We start from the raw sequence: 20,676 nt of genomic DNA, 5'->3' as shown, positions 1-20,676 counted from the left end.
TGATAGATTACTACGTTTTCCAACGTAAGTACGGAGAGCATCTGTATTTGTATAGCAGCGTATTAACTAAGCCTTGGCTTCGTTGATACGGATGACGGCACACCATTACTTATCTACCTCATTTAAATGAAAATTCCTCTAGATAAAGCTTTTAGCTTTTCACTAGAGAAATTGCATATCTAATTTTCATACAAACTATATATTATTCATGAAGTTTTCATTATATATCAGTTTAAGTACTCAGTATTGATAACAGTATCATCCTAGAAGAAAAATCTTTCTTTTCAGTAAAAATCCTTTAGATAAAGCGCTATTTAAATATACTAGCAAAAGTAAATAGACAGATTGACGTTGCAGAAGTCTAGCTGTTAGAAGTAAGAGACAACTGAAGAGAGATAGCTGCTCAAAAAGCATTATCTAAATTGTCTTTCCTACTTAATGGCTCATAATATGAAACGTAATTTATTCCCTGCCTTGATTGCCGCTACAGCTACATTAACCGGATTAGTTTCCAAAGTAGAAACTGCATCTGCTGCTGATTTTAATTGGAATAGTTCATGGACTCAACCAACTGTATATAATAAGTCTCAAACTGGTTTTAACGACGCTCCTTTTCAACAATTTGTCCAAGCAGAAAGTGTTGCTCTTCCAAACAGCGGACAATTTAAATTAGACCCCAGTAAATTAAATTTAAAATACGACCACGATGTTTCTGTTTACTTTATTAATGAGGGCGCAGGTTATAGAAACCAGTTAGCCTTTGAAGCTACAGGAACTACTAACAAATCTGGGCTGCTTTTTAATGATATTTCCTGTCAAGGAAATGGATGTGTTAGTGGTGACTGGGGTGGTAACGCATTAAAACTAGGTGATGGGGTTAAAGTTGGTAATGTTACCGCAGGTACTCAACTAGATTTATGGTTGAGAGCTGATGGTTTGAACCGTGGCAACTCTGCCAATATCTTTGGTACTGACACTGCCTCTAACGCTGACGGACTACAGCACGCAGTTGCTTATGCTTACAACAACTACATCCTCCTGGCATTTGAGGATTTATACGGAGGTTTATACGCTTCAGGGGTAGATCCTGCAACTGGTAAGTGGAACGAAGGTTCCGATCGCGACTTTAATGATGTTGTCGTCGTTCTTGATGTCGGTGAGGCAAATGTTAAAGCGTTAATTGGTGCTACTGTTCCTGAACCATCTGTTACTCTATCAATGTTTGCGGTGGGAGCAGTTAGTATGTTTGGATTGCGCCGTCGCCGTCAAAGTCGCACTTCTCACTAAACTTTGAGACGGTGCTTAAGATAAGGTGCATTTAGTTTCATTGGAAAATAACAAGCGATCGCTCGCATTTTCACCCGTATAAATAATGTACGGGTGATTTTACGTTTGTAGTGGCATTTATATTTCAATACGGTTCAGTTAAGGGCTAATGGCAAAAATTTTGGGTTTTGGAGACGCGATAAATCGCCGTCTCTACAAGTGTTTTGGTCTTATCTGAACTGTATTGATTTATATTTTATCTATTGCGATCGCGTTCTAAATCATTAATCACTTTTTGCAAATACCACTCGTCTGACATTCCAGGATGATAATCTTTGTTTTGCTGAATCAATCGTTCGGCAATTTCCCAGTATCCGCCAACCATTCGTAAAAGTCGCTGACGTAGCAAATGATATTTTTGCTTTTTTGACTCTGGACTAAATTTCTGAATTTTTTCTAGGCTACTTAAGACTTGTTGATAATTTTCCCAGTCTTCTTGTTCGCAAAAGATACTCCCCGCCCGTTGATAATCTTCCACGGCGTTTTGTATTTCTTCTAAGCAAGTATAGGCAATGCCGCGATTGTAATAAGCTTGAGCCTCATCAGAATTGATTTGCAGCGCTTGGGTGTAATCTTGAATTGCACCGAGATAATTACCCATTGTCCGATAGACATTACCTCTGGCAATATAAACTAAGCCATCTTCGGGTTGCATCTGGACTGCTTGGTTGAGATCCGCGATCGCACCTTGATGATCTCCTAAGATAGAACGGGCTTTACCTCGGTTGCGATAGACAATGGCATCTTGAAAATTTAGTCGTAATGCTTGATTAAAATCTGCGATCGCTTCTCGATAATTCCCCATTTTACAACGCACAACCCCACGACAGCAGTAAGCTTGGGCATCTTGCGGATCGGCTTTTAATACCCAGTTTAAATCGGCGAGTGCTTCTTGAGTATCTCCCTTTTCAGCCTTTTCTAATAATTGCGTGAAATAATCATTGGTGGATAAAATCGGCGTATTGATGGAACGCGATTGTTCAATGGCAGTTTTTTCTGGTGGTTGTAGCTGTTTAATTCGTTCTAGACACAGACGACAATTTTCTTTATCTTGTTGCTCTAGATATAACCCAGCAGCTTTTTTAAAGTTAGCGATCGCATCTTGAATATAACCCTGTTTGCGCCGCACCATTCCCCGCAAATTATAAGCAGCAGCATAATTAAGATTGAGACGAATCGCACGTTCTACATCCTCCAACGCCCCCGGTAAATTTTTCAGCGCTACCCTAGCCAATCCCCGACAATAATATGCTTCCACACTCTCAGGATTCAGCCTCAGGGCTTCGGTATAATCTGAAACAGCTTTCAATATTGCTCCTGAGTCATAATGTGCTAAACCCCGTTGCAAATAAGCTTCGCTAAAGTAAGGTGTTAGTTGTAAAGCATGGTTAAATTCTTCAATTGCTCCCGCGTAATCTTTTCGCCTAGCCTTTTCCAATCCCCGATTGTAAAATTCGTCATTCATGGCATTTGTTTGGTTGATTCAGTTCATTGAATTCCAGCAGACTTCTTTTGTAGCCTAACCTATGCACTCATCTTCATATTTTAAGTATATTTCATATTTTTTGTGAAATAAAAACAACACACTACCCTAAGTTGTTATAAATGAAATTTATCCAATAGAATATTGTACGCGTCCAGATTCTAGAGTTAAGTTTAATGAAAAGATCGCTAATTATTTATACTAATGAAAATTAGAACTATTACAACAGGTATATTAATTCAATCTCTGCAATATCAGGAAAAAATTAAGCAAGCTGCTGAGTTTAATCAGCAGGTACAGATTTTGTTTGAAAAACAAGGATATGAAGTCCAAACAACTAGAATTGCTACTAATAGCTGGGAAGAATATCTGCAAGGCTTATCTAAAATCGAAATTATTAATGAAATTCAAGCTCTCGAACAACTTTGTCAAAGTTTGAATATCAGCTTTTTCAATATTGGTTATGCCAGCAACTCGGAAACTATAGATATAATTCCAGATATCAATAAAAATACATCAATTATTTATTGCTCTAGTAAAATAGGGGACAGGGAAAACGGTATAATTTTTGAGAATGCTAAGGAATCTGCCAAAGCCATTAAACGTATTTCCCAAGAAAGTGAAAATGGCTATGGTAACTTTCATTTTTGTGCATGGGCAAACTGCCAGCCAGATATCCCATTTTTTCCTACGGCATATCATACAGGCAATACATCTTTTACTATAGGTTTAGAGTTAGGCGATTTGGTAATGCAAGCATTTTCCCAAGCTAACAATATTCCTACGGCAGAGCAAAACCTGCAATTACTTTTAGAATTAGAATTAAAGAAAATCGCAGTTATTGCTGAAAACATCTCAGATCGATTTGCCGTTATATATAAAGGAATTGATACGTCTCTAGCTCCATCTTTAGATAAAAAAAATAGTATTGCTTTTGCTTATGAAAAATTGATGAATGGCAAGTTTGGTCATTCAGGAACTCTTGCAATTTCTGGGATGCTGACTCGCGTATTAAAAAATGTATCAGTAAAAACCTGTGGTTATTCTGGACTGATGCTTCCAGTTTGTGAAGATGTTGGACTAGCTACCAGAGCTAATGAGCAAACATATAATATTACAAATTTATTATTATATTCAGCAGTTTGTGGCTGTGGACTGGATACAGTTCCGATTCCAGGTGATATCACAATAGAAAAAATTACAGCTTTATTAATTGATATGGCAACTTTAGCTATCAAATTAGATAAACCACTATCAGCACGATTATTTCCAATTCCAAATAAAAAAGCTGGGGAAATGACTGCATTCAATTCCCCATATCTCGTAGATTGTAAAATATTTACGGTCGACTAAAATTATTCTGAAAGCAAGCTGGGAGAAGTTAGCACAAAAACATCTCTACTTCCCTGACCATCAATCTGTGGTTTAATAGGAGTGGTAAAGTGGAAAAAATCACGATCGTTGACTAATAATAGTTCTCCCGGATTTAGAACTTTACTAAATACGGGCTTTTGTTTTTTGTCAGTATATAGATGTGTTTCTCCACCTTGAATATTATCTCTATCTACTGAAAATATACCGATAAAATCAGTACCATCTTGATGAATACCTTCAGGTGCTGGATTACCCAAATTATCCGCCGAACAAATAGTTCTAATTTGATGAACTCCGATTTCAGCTTCCGGATGAAGTTTACAAGAATCACTGAATGCTAAGACAAGATTCTTAAAGATATCAAGTTCTATAAGTCCATCTTCTAATTCTGCAAACTCTCTTTTTATGTCACCCACTAATGGATTGTACTCTTTACTTTGAAAGAGGTAACCATGAGGTAATTTGATTAATTGATTTCCATAAACTGTAAACCGAGATAATCTTCTGGAACGATAAGTGCCTTTGATATAAGGGTCAATAGGCATATTACTAAAAAATGCCTTAAAACCTTCTGGATTGATCGAATTTACCTTTCTGAGAGTAAACAGAAAAGCATATTCTAATTCCGTTGATGTCCACACTTTTTGCATAGGATTTACCTCCTTGCACGTTGAAACTCTCCCAGATTTTTATGGGAGGCTTGTAATACTTAGTATATGCTACTTTTTATTACTATGTTGTCAATTTGACTACAAAAATTGACAATCCATGATATGTCAAGTTACTCAACTTCTGTCGCAGAGCAGAGTAGCTGCTGAAAAGATTTGCAGATATGGGTTCGGTGGGCAAAGAATCGACGTATATTTACAAACAGCAACAAGGTTCCATAATGATAGATTGGCTTTACAAGTACCCACCTTTGCATCCCGGTATTTTACTCAAGCGTTACAAGCGGTTTTTTGCTGACGTTCAACTGACTTCTGGCGAAATAGTGACAGCACACTGTCCCAATACAGGGCCAATGATTGGAGTATCGACACCTCTAAGTGCAGTACAGCTTTCCAAAAGCGATAATCTTAACCGTAAATTGGCTTACACTTTAGAACTAATTCAGGTACATGACAACGAGCCGACTTGGGTAGGCATAAATACTTTTTTGCCCAATCGGGTGGTAAAGCTAGCTTTGGCGAAACATCTTTTTCCAGAATTGGGCGACTACAGCCAAATTAAGGGCGAGGTGGTTTATGGGCTAGATAAAAAAAGTCGAGTGGATTTTTTCTTGACGGGAAGTAATGAGGAACGCCCGATTTATTTAGAAGTGAAAAATACAACTTTGTCCGAAGGGAGATTAGCTTTATTTCCTGACACGGAGACTACAAGAGGACAAAAACACTTGCGAGAACTGATGGCGCTATTACCTTTGACTCGTGCGGTGATGCTTTACTTTATCAATCGCGGTGATTGTATCGAGTTCTCTCCTGGCGATCGCACAGATCCTATATATGGTAAATTATTGCGGGATGCGATCGCTCTCGGTTTAGAAGTCTTACCTTGCCGTTTTGACATTTCCCCCGAAGGTATCCGTTATTTGGGTTTGGCAAAATTAAAAATTTGATTACAGCTAATTAAAAGAAACTAGTAATTACAACGTTTACACCCGCATAAAACAATAAATCCATCTAGACAGCATCTAGATGGATTTGTTGGTAGTTGATGTTTACTAAAAAACATTCAACCAGACTGTAATCAAGAAACGACTATAGGTAGTCGCCACCCCAGAAATAGCATTCGCTATTCTGACATTGGGTTATGCAGGAATCAAAACTGTGTCAATGACGTGGATGACACCGTTATCAGCAGCAACGTCTGGTGTTGCAACTGTTGCATCATTGATCTTAACGCCATTAGAAGCGTCAATTTTTACATCTGAACCTTCAACTGTTTTAGCTGTCTTCAGCTTAACTACATCAGCAGCCAGTACCTTGCCTGAAACAACATGATAGGTCAAGATTTTCTTGAGCTTTGGAATATCTTGAAGTAATGCGTCTACTGTACCTGCTGGAAGCTTATTAAATGCTTCATCGGTGGGTGCAAAAACGGTAAATGGCCCATCACCTTGAAGTGTATCTACCAGACCAGCTGCTTGGATTGCTGCAACTAGTGTGTTAAAAGAACCATTGTTAGTGGCAGTGTCAATTATGTTGGCCATGTGTTTTATCTAGTTCTGTGTAACTTGTTACAAATCTAAACTATTTGCTTAATAAAATCTATCTATCATTAGGCGTATGTCAAATCATTTTTGTTATTGATATCATAAAAGTTTATATATATATTTATATTAGTAAATAATTATACGTACATCGTCCAAGTGGATGAGTTATGGGCGCTGCTGGATGCGTAGTTTACCGCCGCAGGTCTTACCCTGAGCCTGTCGTACCACTTCGTGGAAGCAAGCTACGCGGAGCGTCTCGTAGAGAAGGGCATCGCTCTTTTTTACACAGTAATAGAGGCCGCATCCAAAGATTGTCAAAGCAGCGATCGCATACCAATAAAGTTAGTTAAATAGAAGATTAAAAATATTTAGTTGGTATAAATCAAGCTTTAGATATTTAGGATCGATATAAAAATTTACTATATACATACAGATAAGGGTTATTTAGAGAATTTAAATATACTTGCATTAGCTTTTTGTCAGGATTCGTTAACCAAAAAAGTTGGTAATAAGCATATTTAACTGATATTATTTCATCACTAAATACATTTCACTCGCTGTTTGTGTAATTCCACTTGGAAATAACAAACGGCCCATCATACCAATGCTTTTAGCAATTGTGATTGGCTGTTTGTTGTTTCCAGAATTTATGATGCGTAAGATTTACGCCAAAACCTTAGACAAGAGTGCAAAAGTTACTTTTGCACTCTTGCGGGAAAAGGGACTCATCTTTATTGGGGAAAGGTTTTTTTATTCCTTTTCCCTTTCTCCCAAACCCAATTCCCTACAAATGCCAAGAAGTCTCTTCTCTAACTCCCATTTATCTATATCCTCTACCTTCTGTGTAGTTGGTATTTCTGTTGCCTGTGCGTAAGTCAGGTATGTCAACAATAAGACTTTTAGGTAATATTTTCCCCAAACTATAACTTTCATGAACAGAAGAAGACTTATTGCTTGGATTGCTACAGCAGTTAGCAGCATGATGCTGGTAATAGGCTTGCAGTTCGTTAATTTATCACCAGCAAGTTCTGTAACGACACTGAACGTGTATGCAGCTGTCAGTTTAACAAACGCGCTGAATGCCATTAAGACTCAGTACCAAAATGCTAACCCAGGCGTCAACGTTGTTTATACGTTTGGTGCTTCTGGTACTTTACTAAGTCAAATACAAGCAGGAGCACCAGCAGATATTTTCATTTCTGCTGCTAACAGCCAAATAGATGTATTGCAGAATTCAACCCCAAGTAAATTGGTTGCAGGTAGCCGCAAAAACGTTGTCAAAAACCGTCTAGTTTTGATTGCGCCTACCACACCTCCCGTTAGTGTTGGTAGTGCTGCTCTCACTAGCTTCAATGGTTTGACCAATGCCAACATTACTGGTATTGCCATAGGTGACTACACAGGTACTCCTCCAGTTGTGCCAGCAGGAAATTATGCCAAACAAGTTCTCACTAGCCGAGGTATTTTTAATATTCTCAGTCCTAAATTATACCGTGCTGCCAATGTGCGTAACGTTTTAACTGCTGTTGAAAATAAAACTCTTCTAGTTGGAGGTGTAAATAAAACTATCAACGCAGGTGTTGTTTACAAAACTGATGCGGCCATTTCTAACAAGGTAAGAGTGGTACAAACTGCCCTCACAACAGAGAGCGATTCGATTGTTTATCCACTGGGTATACTCACCAGAACTAAAGTTTTAACGACGGCACAGAGTTTTTCTAACTACTTAAGTGGTAGTACAGCTCAGAATATCTTCAAAAATACTTACGGGTTTATCCTGCCTTAATCACCAGAAAGTAAATCAATCAAGTACTCGTTGTCGTGAATTTTGAACTATTTGGAGTCATGTCTTGTGAAGTTCACTAAAAAACTCTCAATTATTGTTTGTAGTTTGACTACTGCTTTCCTTCATACTGCTGTGATTACTAATACTTATAAGTCAGCAGCACAAGCTGAAAGACAAGAACTGATTATCAATGGGGGATTTGAATACGACTCTCTGATAGATCCTAATAATCCTGAAACTACAAATCCTAATGTTACAGGATGGGTTAAATCTGGTAATGCGATAGATACATCAGGTACTAAAATTGACAATTTTCCTAATACTGGTAAGCAAGGATTATCTCTTGGTGGATTTTCAGCCATTAGCTACATATCGCAGACTATCCCTACATTTCCTGGTCAACGCTACAAACTTACTTACTATCTGGCATCGACAGAAGAGGCACCCGATCTGAATAACAAATTTCAGGTTTTTGTAGGTGATAAAAAGGTTTATGTTCAAAAAGATACTCCTTACCAATCCTACACACAATACACGTTAAATTTTAGAGCAAAAGGAAGATCCACCGAAATAAAATTTGGCTCCCAAGCCAAGTATGCGTTTTTATATTTGGATGATGTAAGTGTCAAAGCTATACCTAAACATCAAGGAAAAAACTATGGATATCAATAAACCACAGGTAGGAGCCTAAGCAATGTCTGGCTCAATAGTGTCAAGAATGCCACTAACATTCATCTGATTTAAAAACTCCATTATGGGTTTATTGAGAAAATTGTCTTGGTGTATGAATCGTTATCTACATCTATAACTAACTCTTAGAAACCAGAAGAAAGTGTTCATTTTTATTGACACTACTGAAAGCCAGCCAGCATGAATGTAACTATCAACTTGTTTTCATTGTCAAAATTTAAAATTATTTGGAGTCAAGTTTCATGAATGTAACTAAAAAACTCTCAATTATTGTTTTTAGTTTTACTATTACCTTAATTAGTACTGCTGCGATCGCTAATATTTATAATACAGCAGCACAAGCAGCAGAACTTGTTAAAAACGGAAGCTTTGAACTCGATCCTCTCGTAGATCCTAACAATTCCAACGCTACAAATCCGAATATTACAGACTGGACTAAGTCTGGCGATCCGATGGATGTATCAGGGATAAGAATAAGCAATTTTCCTCAGCATGGTAGTGGTAATCAGGGCTTATCACTTAGTGGATTTATAGACCTCAGCTACATATCACAGACACTTTCTACACAACCTGGTCAGCAATACGAACTTAGTTACTATTTAGCATCTATAGATGAGGCCCCTGACCTTGATAATCAATTTCAGACATTTGTAGGTGGAAATAAGCTTTTCGATCAAAAAGACATTTCTTTTCAACCATACACGCAATATAAGTTCAATTTCACGGCAGATGCGTCATCCACAGAGTTAAAGTTTGGGGATTGGGATAAATATGAATTCTTATACTTGGATAATGTGAGTGTAAAACCTGTGCCTGAGCCATCAACTGTTGGAGGAATAGTTGTTACTGCTGGTTTATTAGGAATATGGCTGAAGAAAAAGAAAGCAATTAGCTAGAAAGAACAGCCCTTTTTTTACTTTTTGGAAAAGAACAGATCGTAAATCCCTCAAACTACTGTGCAGTAGTTATGAGGGATTTGGTCATTTTCCACTAAAACGGCGATCGCTCTAATATATCGATCTAACTCTCGATAATTTAGAGTCGCTGCTTGTGTTTTACACCGATTACTACTATTGCTACTAATTTGCAATTAATTTTAGAATTTTAAAGCAACTTAGCTAAGATAGCAAGTAATTTTTAATTAAAAACTATTATTATCTTTTATTCCCAAAAATCTTTCAAAAATATATCAAAAGATAGATGACAATAATTTAATTTAGATTAAAAAACTGACTGCTGCTATGCCAATACCTTAAAAAGACTTATCTATAAGGATTGAGCGCACAACATAAGTCAGATTTATAAAATTCAGAAGTTTTGATAAATGCTTGCTCAGGTGTAGCCTTTATGATAATGTCTCCTAATAGCACTAGAGTTAGATGCAAATCAGTCGCAGATAGCTTTTGAGAATTCTAGAACTAGTGTTAAACATTATTGATAATATACAATCGCTTGTCTATTCGGTATCTGTGGGATTAATGCTACTTCAAAAGCATTATTTCCACGCTAGTAGTATGGCGCTAGTAGTATGGAATTTTTATCAACTTATGGTGGCATACACAAAGGTGCTGGGATGCCTCTTTATGTATGTTGCTAGTGAGTGTAGATTTAATGTCTGTTTGTTACGGAATACAGACGAAAGTCACTAAATTTTTCCAGTCAAATTAATTTAATCGAACCATCATGTTGAATATTGGAATTTATTTGTGGCAATTCGATCGGTCAATACTGAAAAGAAAATTTTCTAGATTTTTAGCTTTTATCCTTAGTGCGATTTTAGTTATCGTTTTGGCAAATAACAGTTTTGCAACTGCACCCAAAACTACAGAGATATTATGGGATACTTACGGCATACCACATATATATAGTAAAGATGCTTCAAGCGCTTTTCAGGCGTTTGGTTGGGCACAAATGCAAAGTCACGCTAACTTGTTGTTGCGCCTCTATGGTCAAGCTAGGGGAAAAGCAGCCGAATACTGGGGAGAAGAGTATTTAGAATCTGATAAATGGGTACTGACGATGGGAGTATCCGATCGTGCTAATTCTTGGTATCAGGCACAAAGTCCAGCTTTCCGTAGTTATATAAATGCCTTTGTTAGTGGGATAAATACTTATGCCAAAGCCCATCCTGATTTAATTGACGAGCAAGTAAAAATAGTATTACCTGTCAAGCCAGAGGATGTGTTGGCACATTTGCAAAGAGTGCTGTATTTTACTTTTGTTGTCAATCAAGAACAGGTAGCAGATATGACTCATACTCAATCTGAAGCTGGTTCTAACGGTTGGGCGATCGCACCTAAACATTCTGCCAGTGGCAAGGCGATGTTGCTGGCAAATCCCCACTTGTTATGGTCGGATTTATTTGTCTGGTACGAAGCCCAAATTACTGCCCCAAGGATGAATGCTTCGGGAGCAGCGCTGGTGGGAATTCCGGTTTTAGCGATCGCTTTTAACGATTATTTGGGTTGGACTCATACCGTCAATACTCATGATGGTTGGGATGTATATAAGTTGAAATTAGCTGATGATGGTTATCTTTTTGATGGCAAAGTCCGTCCTTTTACAACATCAAAGTTTTTGTTAAAAGTTAAGCAAAAGAATGGCTCGTTAGTCAAACAACCATTATTAGTCAAAAGTTCCGTCCACGGTGCAGTCGTTCAAGAAAAAGATGGGTTTGCTGTGGCACTGCGGGTTGTCGGTACAGACCGTCCCGGTGTGTTGGAACAGTGGTGGGATATGGCGCGTTCCCAAAACTTAACCCAATTTCAAAAGGTATTGAAACGCTTGCAACTACCAATGTTTACCGTCATGTATGCAGACCGAGAAGGACATATCATGCACTTATTCAACGGTCTGGTGCCGATTCGTCAACAGGGAGACTTTCGATACTGGGAAGGTTTAATTCCTGGCGACACATCTCAGACTTTGTGGACAAAAATGCACCCATACAAAGATTTACCGCGTGTAATTGACCCGCCTAGCGGTTGGTTGCAAAATGCCAACGATCCACCTTGGACAACGACTTTCCCCGCTGTCATCAAAGCAGATGATTACCCTGCTTATATGGCTCCACGAGGAGAGATGTCTTTTCGGGCACAAAGTTCTGCAAAAATGCTGGCTGAAGATCCAAAAATTTCTTTTGCGGAAATGATTAAGTACAAACATTCCACCAAAATGGAACTTGCAGAACGCATCCTTGATGATTTAATTCCCGCAGCTCAAAAATATGGCGATGAATTAGCCCGTCATGCTGCTGATATTTTAGCTGCTTGGAATCGCAATGCTGATGCTGATAGTCGAGGCGCGGTATTGTTTGCTTTTTGGTGGCAAGAAATGGATAAAAACCAAACCTTCAGTATTCCTTGGAGTGAGAACTCGCCGCGCACCACACCCGATGGTTTAAAAAACCCAGAAAGTGCGGCGAAAGCGCTACAAATAGCAGCAACAAAAGTCGAAAAAGCTTATGGAAAGCTAGATGTTGCTTGGGGTGAAGTCTTCCGAGTACATAGCGGAAACTTAGATTTACCTGCCAATGGTGGCGATGGGGATCTAGGAATATTCCGCGCCCTAAATTTTGCTCCAGCTAACGATGAACGCTTTCAAGCTGTCGCTGGTGATAGTTATGTTGCAACCATTGAGTTTTCACAACCAGTAAAAGCAATGGCTCTGATCGGCTACGGTAACGCGACTCAACCCGGTTCGCCCCACATTACTGACCAATTACCACTGTTTACTCGCAAGCAATTGCGTTCTGTTTGGCGAACTCGAAAAGAAGTATTAGCACATTTGGAGGAACGCAAAACTTTTTAAGAGCTGCGCTAACCATAAGTTATGCATCAAAATGCTGACTGATTATGTTGCAGCTGCAACCGAAATGCTAAATACAAACGCACGCGATCGCTTTTGGCAATATTGGTGGGTGCAGTCATGTCTACTCTAGTGCAATTATGCAGAGTGTGACTTGTAATCCATTGGCCGAGCCTGGTATTTTGGGGATGAATGCAGGTGCAGTTTTTGTTGTAATAATTAGTATTGTTCTATATTGGCAAGGTAATTAGTTATGATTCTCATAGTATTTGCACCCTACGCGCCAGTTGCTCATGCCATGACCGCGCTGGCTCCCTTTAATCTCCTATCTACCTGCGGTCAGGGGAAGCAAAGCGCTGATTTCGTGGGGTGGGGTTCTTTGGGTTTAATTAAGTAATCAAGTAGATATGATATTACATATTTACAAAATTCTCAAAGATTTTCTTAAGTTTAATTATGTCAATATTGAGCGATAAGTTACATTACCAACTGTCAGCGAAGAATTTGACTTTGGGTTATGATAATATAACTATTATTAAGGATTTAAATTTAGATATACCGCCAGGAAAAATAACTGCTTTAGTTGGTGCAAATGGTTCTGGAAAATCCACTTTATTACGGGGTTTAGCAAGATTATTAAAACCTCGCGTTGGCACAATTTATTTAGATACAACAGATTTATTTAAGCTATCAACCAAAGATGTTGCTAAAAAATTAGGAATTCTTACCCAAGGCCCCGTTCCACCAGAAGGATTAACCGTTCGAGATTTGGTAGCTTGTGGAAGGTTTCCTTATCAAAATTGGTTGCAGCAATGGACAAAAGAAGATGGAAAATTAGTGGAACTAGCGTTAGAAATTACTGGAATTAAATATTTGGCAGAACGCGAGTTAGATACTCTTTCCGGTGGACAGCGACAACGTGCTTGGATTGCAATGGCATTAGCTCAAGATACAGATATTTTATTGTTAGATGAACCAACTACTTTTTTAGATTTGGCGCACCAAATAGAAGTTTTAGATTTATTGTATGATTTGAACCAAAATCAGCAACGAACGATTGTTATGGTGTTACATGATTTGAATCACGCCTGTCGTTATGCTGATTATTTAGTAGCAGTGAAAGAAGGTCAAATTTTTGCTGTTGGCGAACCTAATTTGGTGATTACTGAGAAGATGGTAAAGGAAGTATTTGGATTGGAATGTCAGATTATCCCAGACCCAGTTTCCGGTACACCGATGTGTATACCAGTGGGAAGAAAGGGGAGAACATAAAAACAAATCAAAACCTTACACAGCAGAATACAGTTCAGTTAAGCATTTCTTCTTTCTTGTCTTGCAGAGTAGGGAATAATTTTTCTGACTAGGAGCGATCGCAAAACATCTCGCAGATATGCAATGCTCTCTTCTGAAATTAAATTGCTGTATTTATTGCAGATATCTAATACAACGTGAGTTCGATGAACCTCTCCCCAACCCCTCTTGGAGGCGGAGAGGGGCAGAAATATTCTTAGTTGATAACGAAAAAATTAGGGTTTCAAAGCCTCTCGAAGAGTGGGGGAGAGGAATGGAAATGGGGTTTTTAGAGCCGTCGAACTCACGTTAATACAGTGGAGAGCGATCGCCTTTAATGTCCTTTGATGTAGATTGTGATATCTCCCAGAGATGATAACGGTTTTCAAGTAATTCAACTACACCACTCCCTACTCGCCGTCTCATTTATGGTCTAAAATCATTTTTTTGTAATCAACGCTCTAGATTGCTCCACTAGGCGAATAAACTCACCCCGATAGCCCTCCTGGTCTTCCCCCTTTCCTTGAGTTGCCAATTTCATCACCAAATCATAATTAGCATCTCCCTTATACTCAGAGTCACGCAGCACCATCCCAAAGGTCGCTACCGCAGCAGCAAATCTCAGGTTTGTGGAGGGATCAGTTCCTAAATCATCATCTTGGATAGTTTGGGTAATTAGTTGACTGGTGCTGTCCTGGGGCAACTTATAACGCAGTTTCACCTGCATCAACTCATTACCAGCAGCATCCGAGACAGTTTCACTAGAACGCTGATACCGCAAAGGATCTATCTCTGGCAGTTTCACATCGCTTTTCGTGCCAGTGGGAATTATTTCATAAAGCGCTGTCACAGAATGACCAGCCCCAATATCCCCTGCATCTTTCTTGTCGTCATTGAAATCCTGGTTTTGCAACAGGCGATTTTCGTAACCAATCAAGCGATATGCTTGAACTTTCGCCGGATTAAATTCCACCTGAATTTTTACATCCTTGGCAATAGTAAACAGAGTTCCCCTAAGATCGTTAACTAAAACCTTTTTGGCTTCCAATAGGGTATCAATATAAGCGTAGTTGCCGTTACCCTTATCAGCCAGTTGCTCCATTTTTCCATCCTTATAATTGCCGGTGCCAAATCCCAACACCGTCAGAAAAATTCCCTGCTCTCGCTTTTGTTCAATTAATCGCGTCAGGTCGCCATCACTGGAAACCCCGACGTTAAAATCTCCATCGGTGGCTAAAATGACTCTGTTATTACCAGACTTGAGGAAGCTTTCTTTGGCTATCTTGTAAGCTAATTCAATACCCTGACCGCCAGCAGTGGAGCCTCCAGCCTTTAAGCGGTCAATCGCCGCCAGAATTGTTGATTTTTGACTACCAGCAGTAGCCGGTAACACCAATCCAGCATTCCCCGCATAGACTACTAAACTTACCCGATCTTCAGGACGCAGTTGATTCACCAACAATTTGAGCGACTGTTGCACTAAGGGTAATTTATTCGGGTCATCCATAGAACCGGAGACATCAATCAGAAATACTAAGTTGCTTGGCAGTAAGGTTTTGGTTTCTAGGCGTTTACCTTGCAAACCCACCTGTACCAACTTGTGTTGAGGATTCCAGGGAGCAGCAGCAACTTCAGTGGTGATGGAAAAAGGACGTTCGCCTTTTGGTTGGGGATAATTGTAGGTAAAATAATTGATTAATTCCTCAATTCGCACTGCATCTTTGGGTGGTAATTCTCCTTGAGTAATAAACCGTCGCACGTTGCTGTAAGATGCTGTATCTACATCAATGGAAAAGGTGGAAAGGGGATCGTTTCCAACGCGATGAAAGGGATTATCTTCAATCCGGTTGTAGTTTTCTGTATTGAATCCGCTACCTATTTGAGGTTCCGGGGCAACCCTTCCAATACTGTCACGAGTTTGGAGTTTAGGCATATTCGCACGATTAGCAACTCGATCCTGGACAGATGAGCCAGACGGAATACTAAGGGGTGGGGCTATAGGTAAGGGTTGAGTCTTTTGGTTAGACTCAGTTTGAATTCGTTCTCTGTTAGGCTGATTCAAAGTGATGGGACTAGGAGCTTCCAATTCCTCTATTGGACTTTTTAGGGTTGCTAACTCCGGTGCAAATTCTGACTGCAAGCGTTGCAGAATTTTCATATCTGCTGGGGTAACTATCTTGGGATCGGTCGCTATTAGCTCATTGCTCCGATTCACACAGGCATTCAAGACTGTGGCAAATTCAGTTCGGGTTACAGGAAGAGTGCCAAAATTTTGAACGGGAACGACACAACTATACTGTTTTACCAATGTCTGGAGTGCTTGGTAGTCAGGGTGATTGGGGAGAATGGAAGTTTTTGGAGTAGAACTGGCAGGATTCTGATTGGCTGGAACTGCAACCGTAGCAGACTGGCGTAAAACGGCAATTCCTATTGAGGGTATCAATAAAAACAATATTACAATACTGACTCGCTGCCACATTTTGGATGGAATCGGGTAAGACACGGCTAAATCCTCACACTAAATTTTTCTGTCACATTTGACTATTTACCCAGAATAGTCCTGAGCAGCTTGGGATTTGATAACCGTTTCAGTTTTGGTAACTGTAATTTATACAACACTAACCAATTCCATTTGGCATTAGGGAATATCACAGTGTTTGTTGGTATCAACTCAAAAATCTGGGTTAAGTAAATTACTCAATCGCTTAACTTCAGATACTCAGTCGTCATTGAAACCTAAATAAATTCAGATGAAGTTACGATGTGTGACAAAAGTAACATATTCTAGCATCAGGATTTCTGACAGAAATCTGGAAAATCAAAGATTCTACAAAGGCGATCGCATGACTAACGGCGTAATAATGCAGTATTACCATTGGTACATCTCCAATGATGGTACGTTATGGGACAAGCTGGATAAAACAGCTAATGAGCTAGCTGATGCAGGCTTCACTGCTTTATGGCTGCCGCCAGCTTATAAGGGCAGTGGTGGAACATGGGATGTTGGATACGCAGTCTACGATTTGTTCGATTTGGGTGAGTTCGATCAAAAAAATACTGTTCGGACAAAATATGGAACACGCGAGCAATACTTAAGGGCTATTAAAACGGCACAGGATGCAGGTATTCAAATCTATGCCGATGTGGTTTTCAACCACAAAGATGGTGGGGATGAAATAGAACGGATCTCAGCTCAAGAAATGGATTGGAATGACCGTAACCGTCCAGTCAGTGATTGGTACGAAATTGGAGCTTATACAAAGTTCAATTTTTCTGGTCGTGGAGATAAATACTCTAGTATGAAATGGTATTGGTGGTGCTTTGATTCATTATCATACAATGTAGATACCAAAAAGGCAGACAAACTCTATCGCCTTAAAGATAAACATTTTGAGACGGAAGTTAGCCACGAACACGGCAACTACGATTATTTAATGGCTAACGACCTGGATACAGGTAACGATCTCGTGCGCGGTGAGTTGATGTATTGGGGGCGTTGGTTTGTTGATACCACAGGTGTAAATGGCTTTCGCATTGACGCTGTTAAACATATTCGCTCTACTTTTTTCCGTGATTGGTTAAATCATCTGCGAGTTCATTTTGGTGGGCGGGAACTGTTTAGCGTTGGCGAGTACTGGTCTCAAGATATCGATGCCTTACACGGTTATATTACTTCCAGTGATGGGCGTTTATCGTTATTTGATGTGCCTCTACATTTCAAGTTTCACCAAGCAAGTCGCCAGGGTAGTAGTTTCGATCTGCGATCGATTTTTGATAGAACTCTAGCTAAAGAACAACCTGCCCTAGCTGTTACCTTTGTCGAAAACCATGATACCCAACCTTGTCAATCTCTAGAGTCGCCTGTTGAACCTTGGTTTAAGCCCTTAGCCTATGCACTAATCTTACTGCGTCGCGAAGGCTATCCTTGCGTTTTTTATGCAGATTATTACGGGGCACAATATCAAGATAATGGACGCGATAATACCCTTTACTCTCACCGTTTTTTAATTGACAAGTTCTTAAAGGCGCGGAGAGAATACGGTTTTGGCGACCAGCATGATTACTTTGACCATCCCAATACTATCGGTTGGACGCGCTTAGGTAATAGTAATCATCCAGGTGCAATGGCTGTAGTGCTGACCAATGGCTCACCAGGGAACAAGTGGATGAATATGTTCCGACCCAATCAGGAATTTTACGATGCCACGGGACATATAAACGATATCATTCACACCAATAACGACGGATGGGGAAATTTTCCATGTCCTGGTGGTTCAATATCGGTTTGGCTGCAAAAATAGTTTGAATAGAAAACTAAGGTTAAAGAGGTAGATAGTAAGGAGTTTTTTCACTATCTACCTCTTTGACAATAGACCTCTTGGCATTTGTGCTTTTTGCACTCTTGGGGAAAAGGGTAAAGGTTAAAAGGGGAAAGGACTTTTGCAGTACCTTTTTCCCCTTCCCCTCGCCCCTTATCCCCTTCTTGGGGCCCCACCTTCCCCTTATCCCCTTCTTGGGGCCCCACCTTCCCCTTATCCCCTTCTTGGGGCCCCACCTTCCCCTTTTCCCGACAAATGCCAAGAAGTCTAATATAGAAATGGAACAAAATTTTCAACAGAATTACGGAATTGCGATCGCATCGCTTGAAGTCATAATCATCAGAACACAAACTGACTGCGTTCGCTGAATTTTTTGCTTGCTCAACTCCAAGCAAGAAATCTGAAAACAGCCAAATAATTAAAGCTATTAAGGAGATAAATTAACATGAGCGAGAATAATAATCCACAACCCAAAACAAAAAAACAACCTCCTAATACTATAGGAAAACCACCTAAGACTGAATTTATTAACTCCGAACAACAGTCCACAAGATCAGAATTATCAGATAAATAATTTTTTTACCCCAGTATTTTATTTATAGCTCAATCCGCTTGGCTTAAGGGTTATTGATGTAGATAATTGGTCTTTGAAGACGCGATAAATCGCGTCTCTACATGAAGGTTTTGTTGCTCATCCTGAACTGTATTGATTTATAACTATAAGACAAATTCTAGTGTAGGAGACAATCAAAAACTAGAAGTCTGACAAAAATATTCACTTGCTGCTAGATTTTGGGAACCATTGGTTTCCATTTTTTTTCATCTCTAATCCCATTTCTGATTGATTTATTGATTTGATAAGGGTAGGCAAATGGTAAAACAAGTTCTACCTGAGCGCGATTCAAATGAAAGCGTACCGTGATGGCGATTTTCTACAATTCGGCGAACGGTTTCTAAACCAAGTCCTGAACCATGTCCTACTGATTTGGTGGTGAAGAAAGGTTCAAAAATACGGGTTTTAATTTCAGGTGGAATTCCACTGCCAGAATCGATGATGTCAATATGAGCATAGCGATCGCAATGGTGTGTTGTAATTTCTAGCAATCCCTTACCATCCATTGCATCGATGGCGTTGTCAATTAAGTTTGTCCACACTTGATTCAGTTCGCTGCCATAGGCAAAGATTTTTGGAAGACTTCGATCGTAATTGCGTTGCACTTGGACACCGCACTTGAGTTTATGAGCAAACAATCGCAAGGTATCTTCCAAGCCTTGATGTATATCTACTTCTTGCTGAGTGCCTTGATCGAGGTAAGAATAAGACTTCATCGCTTGCACTAGTTCGGAAATCCTCTCAGATCCTCGCAAACCATGTTTAATCATCGACATGACTTCAAAGGAAAGCGCTAGCCAGTGCAATCCCAATTCTCGCAATTCTGTGTTGTCGTTGCGCCAACGTTTCATGAGTTGCTCTAGGGTTTCAACCTCAACCCCACCTTCTGCTAAAGGCTCTGCCAATTTCCAGGCTTGGTTTACACCATAGTTTTCTAACCATTCCAGCAATATCTCTTCGCGATCGCTTAGTGTCACCGGATCTACACGATTATTCAAAATCGCATCATAGCCTAGATCGCGTACTCTCAACCAGTGTTGAGTATGGGCTTCCTCAACATTGCGTTGCCCATAAACTAAGTTCATTCGTTGTAACTCTAGGATGGCGGCTGGCATTTCCTTTAAAGTCCGAACCAAGGCTGCGGCTGGGTTGTTGAGTTCATGAGCAAGACCCGCAGCAAGAGTCCCTAAAGCTGCCATCTTTTCCCGCCCACGAATGAAAGACTCTAGCCCCCGGACACGACGTTGCATAATTCGGAAGACCATCCGCTCAAAATCACGACATTCATGCAGCAGTTTGCGGAAGTCTTCTCCCTTCATTTCATAGATGTGGCAATTAGAAAATGCCCGCATTGTCACAGGTGCAGGTTCATCTGTGAGTACTGGAATTTCACCAAAAAAGGATGGGGCTTCGTGTTGCCCAATGGGAATTTCCACTCCTTCACTGCGGCGGGTCATGTTGATTTTACCTTTGACTAAGATAAATAAGCGACATACAGGGTCTCCCTCATGGGACAACACATCTCCGGGGGAAAGTTCAACTGTTTGAGCGCGATCGCAAACCCACTGCAATCGCTCTTTGGGAAGTTGTTGAAATGGGTCTAAGTTGATTAATTCCTCAACACATAACATCGATTAACCTCCTTGAGGGGGCGGGGGGGCAGGGGGGCAGGGGGCAGGGAGCAGGTGGTCACTGAGCGTAGTCGAAGTGGAGCAGGGGGTAGGGGGCAGGTGGTCACTGAGCGTAGTCGAAGTGGAGCAGGGGGCAGGGAGCAGG

16 protein-coding genes are annotated in these 20,676 nt (G+C 39.9%); 11 read left to right on the top strand and 5 right to left on the bottom strand.

Going from position 1 to position 20,676, the window contains the following annotated elements; translation table 11 throughout:
* Positions 1–450: 450 nt before the first annotated feature.
* A complete protein-coding gene (locus NSTC731_RS29230) occupies positions 451–1,287 on the top strand; it encodes a DUF4114 domain-containing protein (protein ID WP_445628008.1) in 837 nt (278 codons plus the stop codon).
* 235 nt (positions 1,288–1,522) lie between these two features.
* Here NSTC731_RS29230 and NSTC731_RS29225 read toward each other — a convergent pair whose 3' ends face one another.
* Positions 1,523–2,791: a tetratricopeptide repeat protein gene (locus NSTC731_RS29225; protein ID WP_445628007.1), complete on the bottom strand. Its 1,269-nt coding sequence runs from the start codon at positions 2,789–2,791 to the stop codon at positions 1,523–1,525.
* A 222-nt stretch (positions 2,792–3,013) separates the two neighbouring features.
* Between NSTC731_RS29225 and NSTC731_RS29220 the strand changes: the two genes are divergently transcribed.
* Positions 3,014–4,162: a DUF711 family protein gene (locus NSTC731_RS29220; protein WP_445628006.1), complete on the top strand. Its 1,149-nt coding sequence runs from the start codon at positions 3,014–3,016 to the stop codon at positions 4,160–4,162.
* Positions 4,163–4,164: 2 nt separating this feature from the next.
* Here NSTC731_RS29220 and NSTC731_RS29215 read toward each other — a convergent pair whose 3' ends face one another.
* Positions 4,165–4,833 (bottom strand): 2OG-Fe dioxygenase family protein, encoded by a 669-nt coding sequence (locus NSTC731_RS29215; protein WP_445628005.1) that lies wholly within the window; start codon positions 4,831–4,833, stop codon positions 4,165–4,167.
* A 239-nt stretch (positions 4,834–5,072) separates the two neighbouring features.
* Between NSTC731_RS29215 and sfsA the strand changes: the two genes are divergently transcribed.
* The gene (sfsA, locus tag NSTC731_RS29210; protein ID WP_445628004.1) at positions 5,073–5,798 is read left to right on the top strand and encodes a DNA/RNA nuclease SfsA; all 726 of its coding nucleotides are present in this window, start codon (positions 5,073–5,075) and stop codon (positions 5,796–5,798) included.
* A 192-nt stretch (positions 5,799–5,990) separates the two neighbouring features.
* On the opposite strand, the gene NSTC731_RS29205 is transcribed toward sfsA, so the two are convergent.
* A complete protein-coding gene (locus tag NSTC731_RS29205; protein ID WP_322692349.1) occupies positions 5,991–6,392 on the bottom strand; it encodes a fasciclin domain-containing protein in 402 nt (133 codons plus the stop codon).
* A gap of 934 nt (positions 6,393–7,326) precedes the next feature.
* Between NSTC731_RS29205 and modA the strand changes: the two genes are divergently transcribed.
* From modA to NSTC731_RS29170, 7 genes are all read left to right on the top strand, one after another.
* Entirely contained in the window at positions 7,327–8,181 is an 855-nt protein-coding gene (gene modA / locus NSTC731_RS29200; RefSeq protein WP_445628003.1) for a molybdate ABC transporter substrate-binding protein, read from the top strand.
* Positions 8,182–8,247: 66 nt separating this feature from the next.
* Positions 8,248–8,853, top strand: coding sequence for a DUF642 domain-containing protein (locus NSTC731_RS29195; RefSeq protein WP_445628002.1), 606 nt, complete (start codon positions 8,248–8,250; stop codon positions 8,851–8,853).
* Positions 8,854–9,113: 260 nt separating this feature from the next.
* A complete protein-coding gene (locus NSTC731_RS29190) occupies positions 9,114–9,767 on the top strand; it encodes a DUF642 domain-containing protein (protein WP_445628001.1) in 654 nt (217 codons plus the stop codon).
* Between the two features lie 787 nt (positions 9,768–10,554).
* Positions 10,555–12,681, top strand: coding sequence for an acylase (locus NSTC731_RS29185; protein ID WP_445628000.1), 2,127 nt, complete (start codon positions 10,555–10,557; stop codon positions 12,679–12,681).
* A 137-nt stretch (positions 12,682–12,818) separates the two neighbouring features.
* A complete protein-coding gene (locus NSTC731_RS29180; RefSeq protein WP_445627999.1) occupies positions 12,819–12,929 on the top strand; it encodes an iron chelate uptake ABC transporter family permease subunit in 111 nt (36 codons plus the stop codon).
* 2 nt (positions 12,930–12,931) lie between these two features.
* Positions 12,932–13,075: a hypothetical protein gene (locus NSTC731_RS29175; protein WP_445627998.1), complete on the top strand. Its 144-nt coding sequence runs from the start codon at positions 12,932–12,934 to the stop codon at positions 13,073–13,075.
* 59 nt (positions 13,076–13,134) lie between these two features.
* Positions 13,135–13,950 (top strand): ABC transporter ATP-binding protein, encoded by an 816-nt coding sequence (locus tag NSTC731_RS29170; protein WP_445627997.1) that lies wholly within the window; start codon positions 13,135–13,137, stop codon positions 13,948–13,950.
* 457 nt (positions 13,951–14,407) lie between these two features.
* On the opposite strand, the gene NSTC731_RS29165 is transcribed toward NSTC731_RS29170, so the two are convergent.
* Positions 14,408–16,471: a YfbK domain-containing protein gene (locus tag NSTC731_RS29165; RefSeq protein WP_445627996.1), complete on the bottom strand. Its 2,064-nt coding sequence runs from the start codon at positions 16,469–16,471 to the stop codon at positions 14,408–14,410.
* A 340-nt stretch (positions 16,472–16,811) separates the two neighbouring features.
* Between NSTC731_RS29165 and NSTC731_RS29160 the strand changes: the two genes are divergently transcribed.
* Positions 16,812–18,269 (top strand): alpha-amylase, encoded by a 1,458-nt coding sequence (locus NSTC731_RS29160; RefSeq protein ID WP_445632199.1) that lies wholly within the window; start codon positions 16,812–16,814, stop codon positions 18,267–18,269.
* Between the two features lie 864 nt (positions 18,270–19,133).
* Here the strand turns inward: NSTC731_RS29160 and NSTC731_RS29155 are convergent.
* Positions 19,134–20,531: an ATP-binding protein gene (locus tag NSTC731_RS29155; RefSeq protein WP_445627995.1), complete on the bottom strand. Its 1,398-nt coding sequence runs from the start codon at positions 20,529–20,531 to the stop codon at positions 19,134–19,136.
* Positions 20,532–20,676 lie beyond the last annotated feature (145 nt).

The organism is Nostoc sp. DSM 114167 (assembly GCF_052692655.1).
This window is presented reverse-complemented; position numbering and strand designations above follow the sequence as displayed.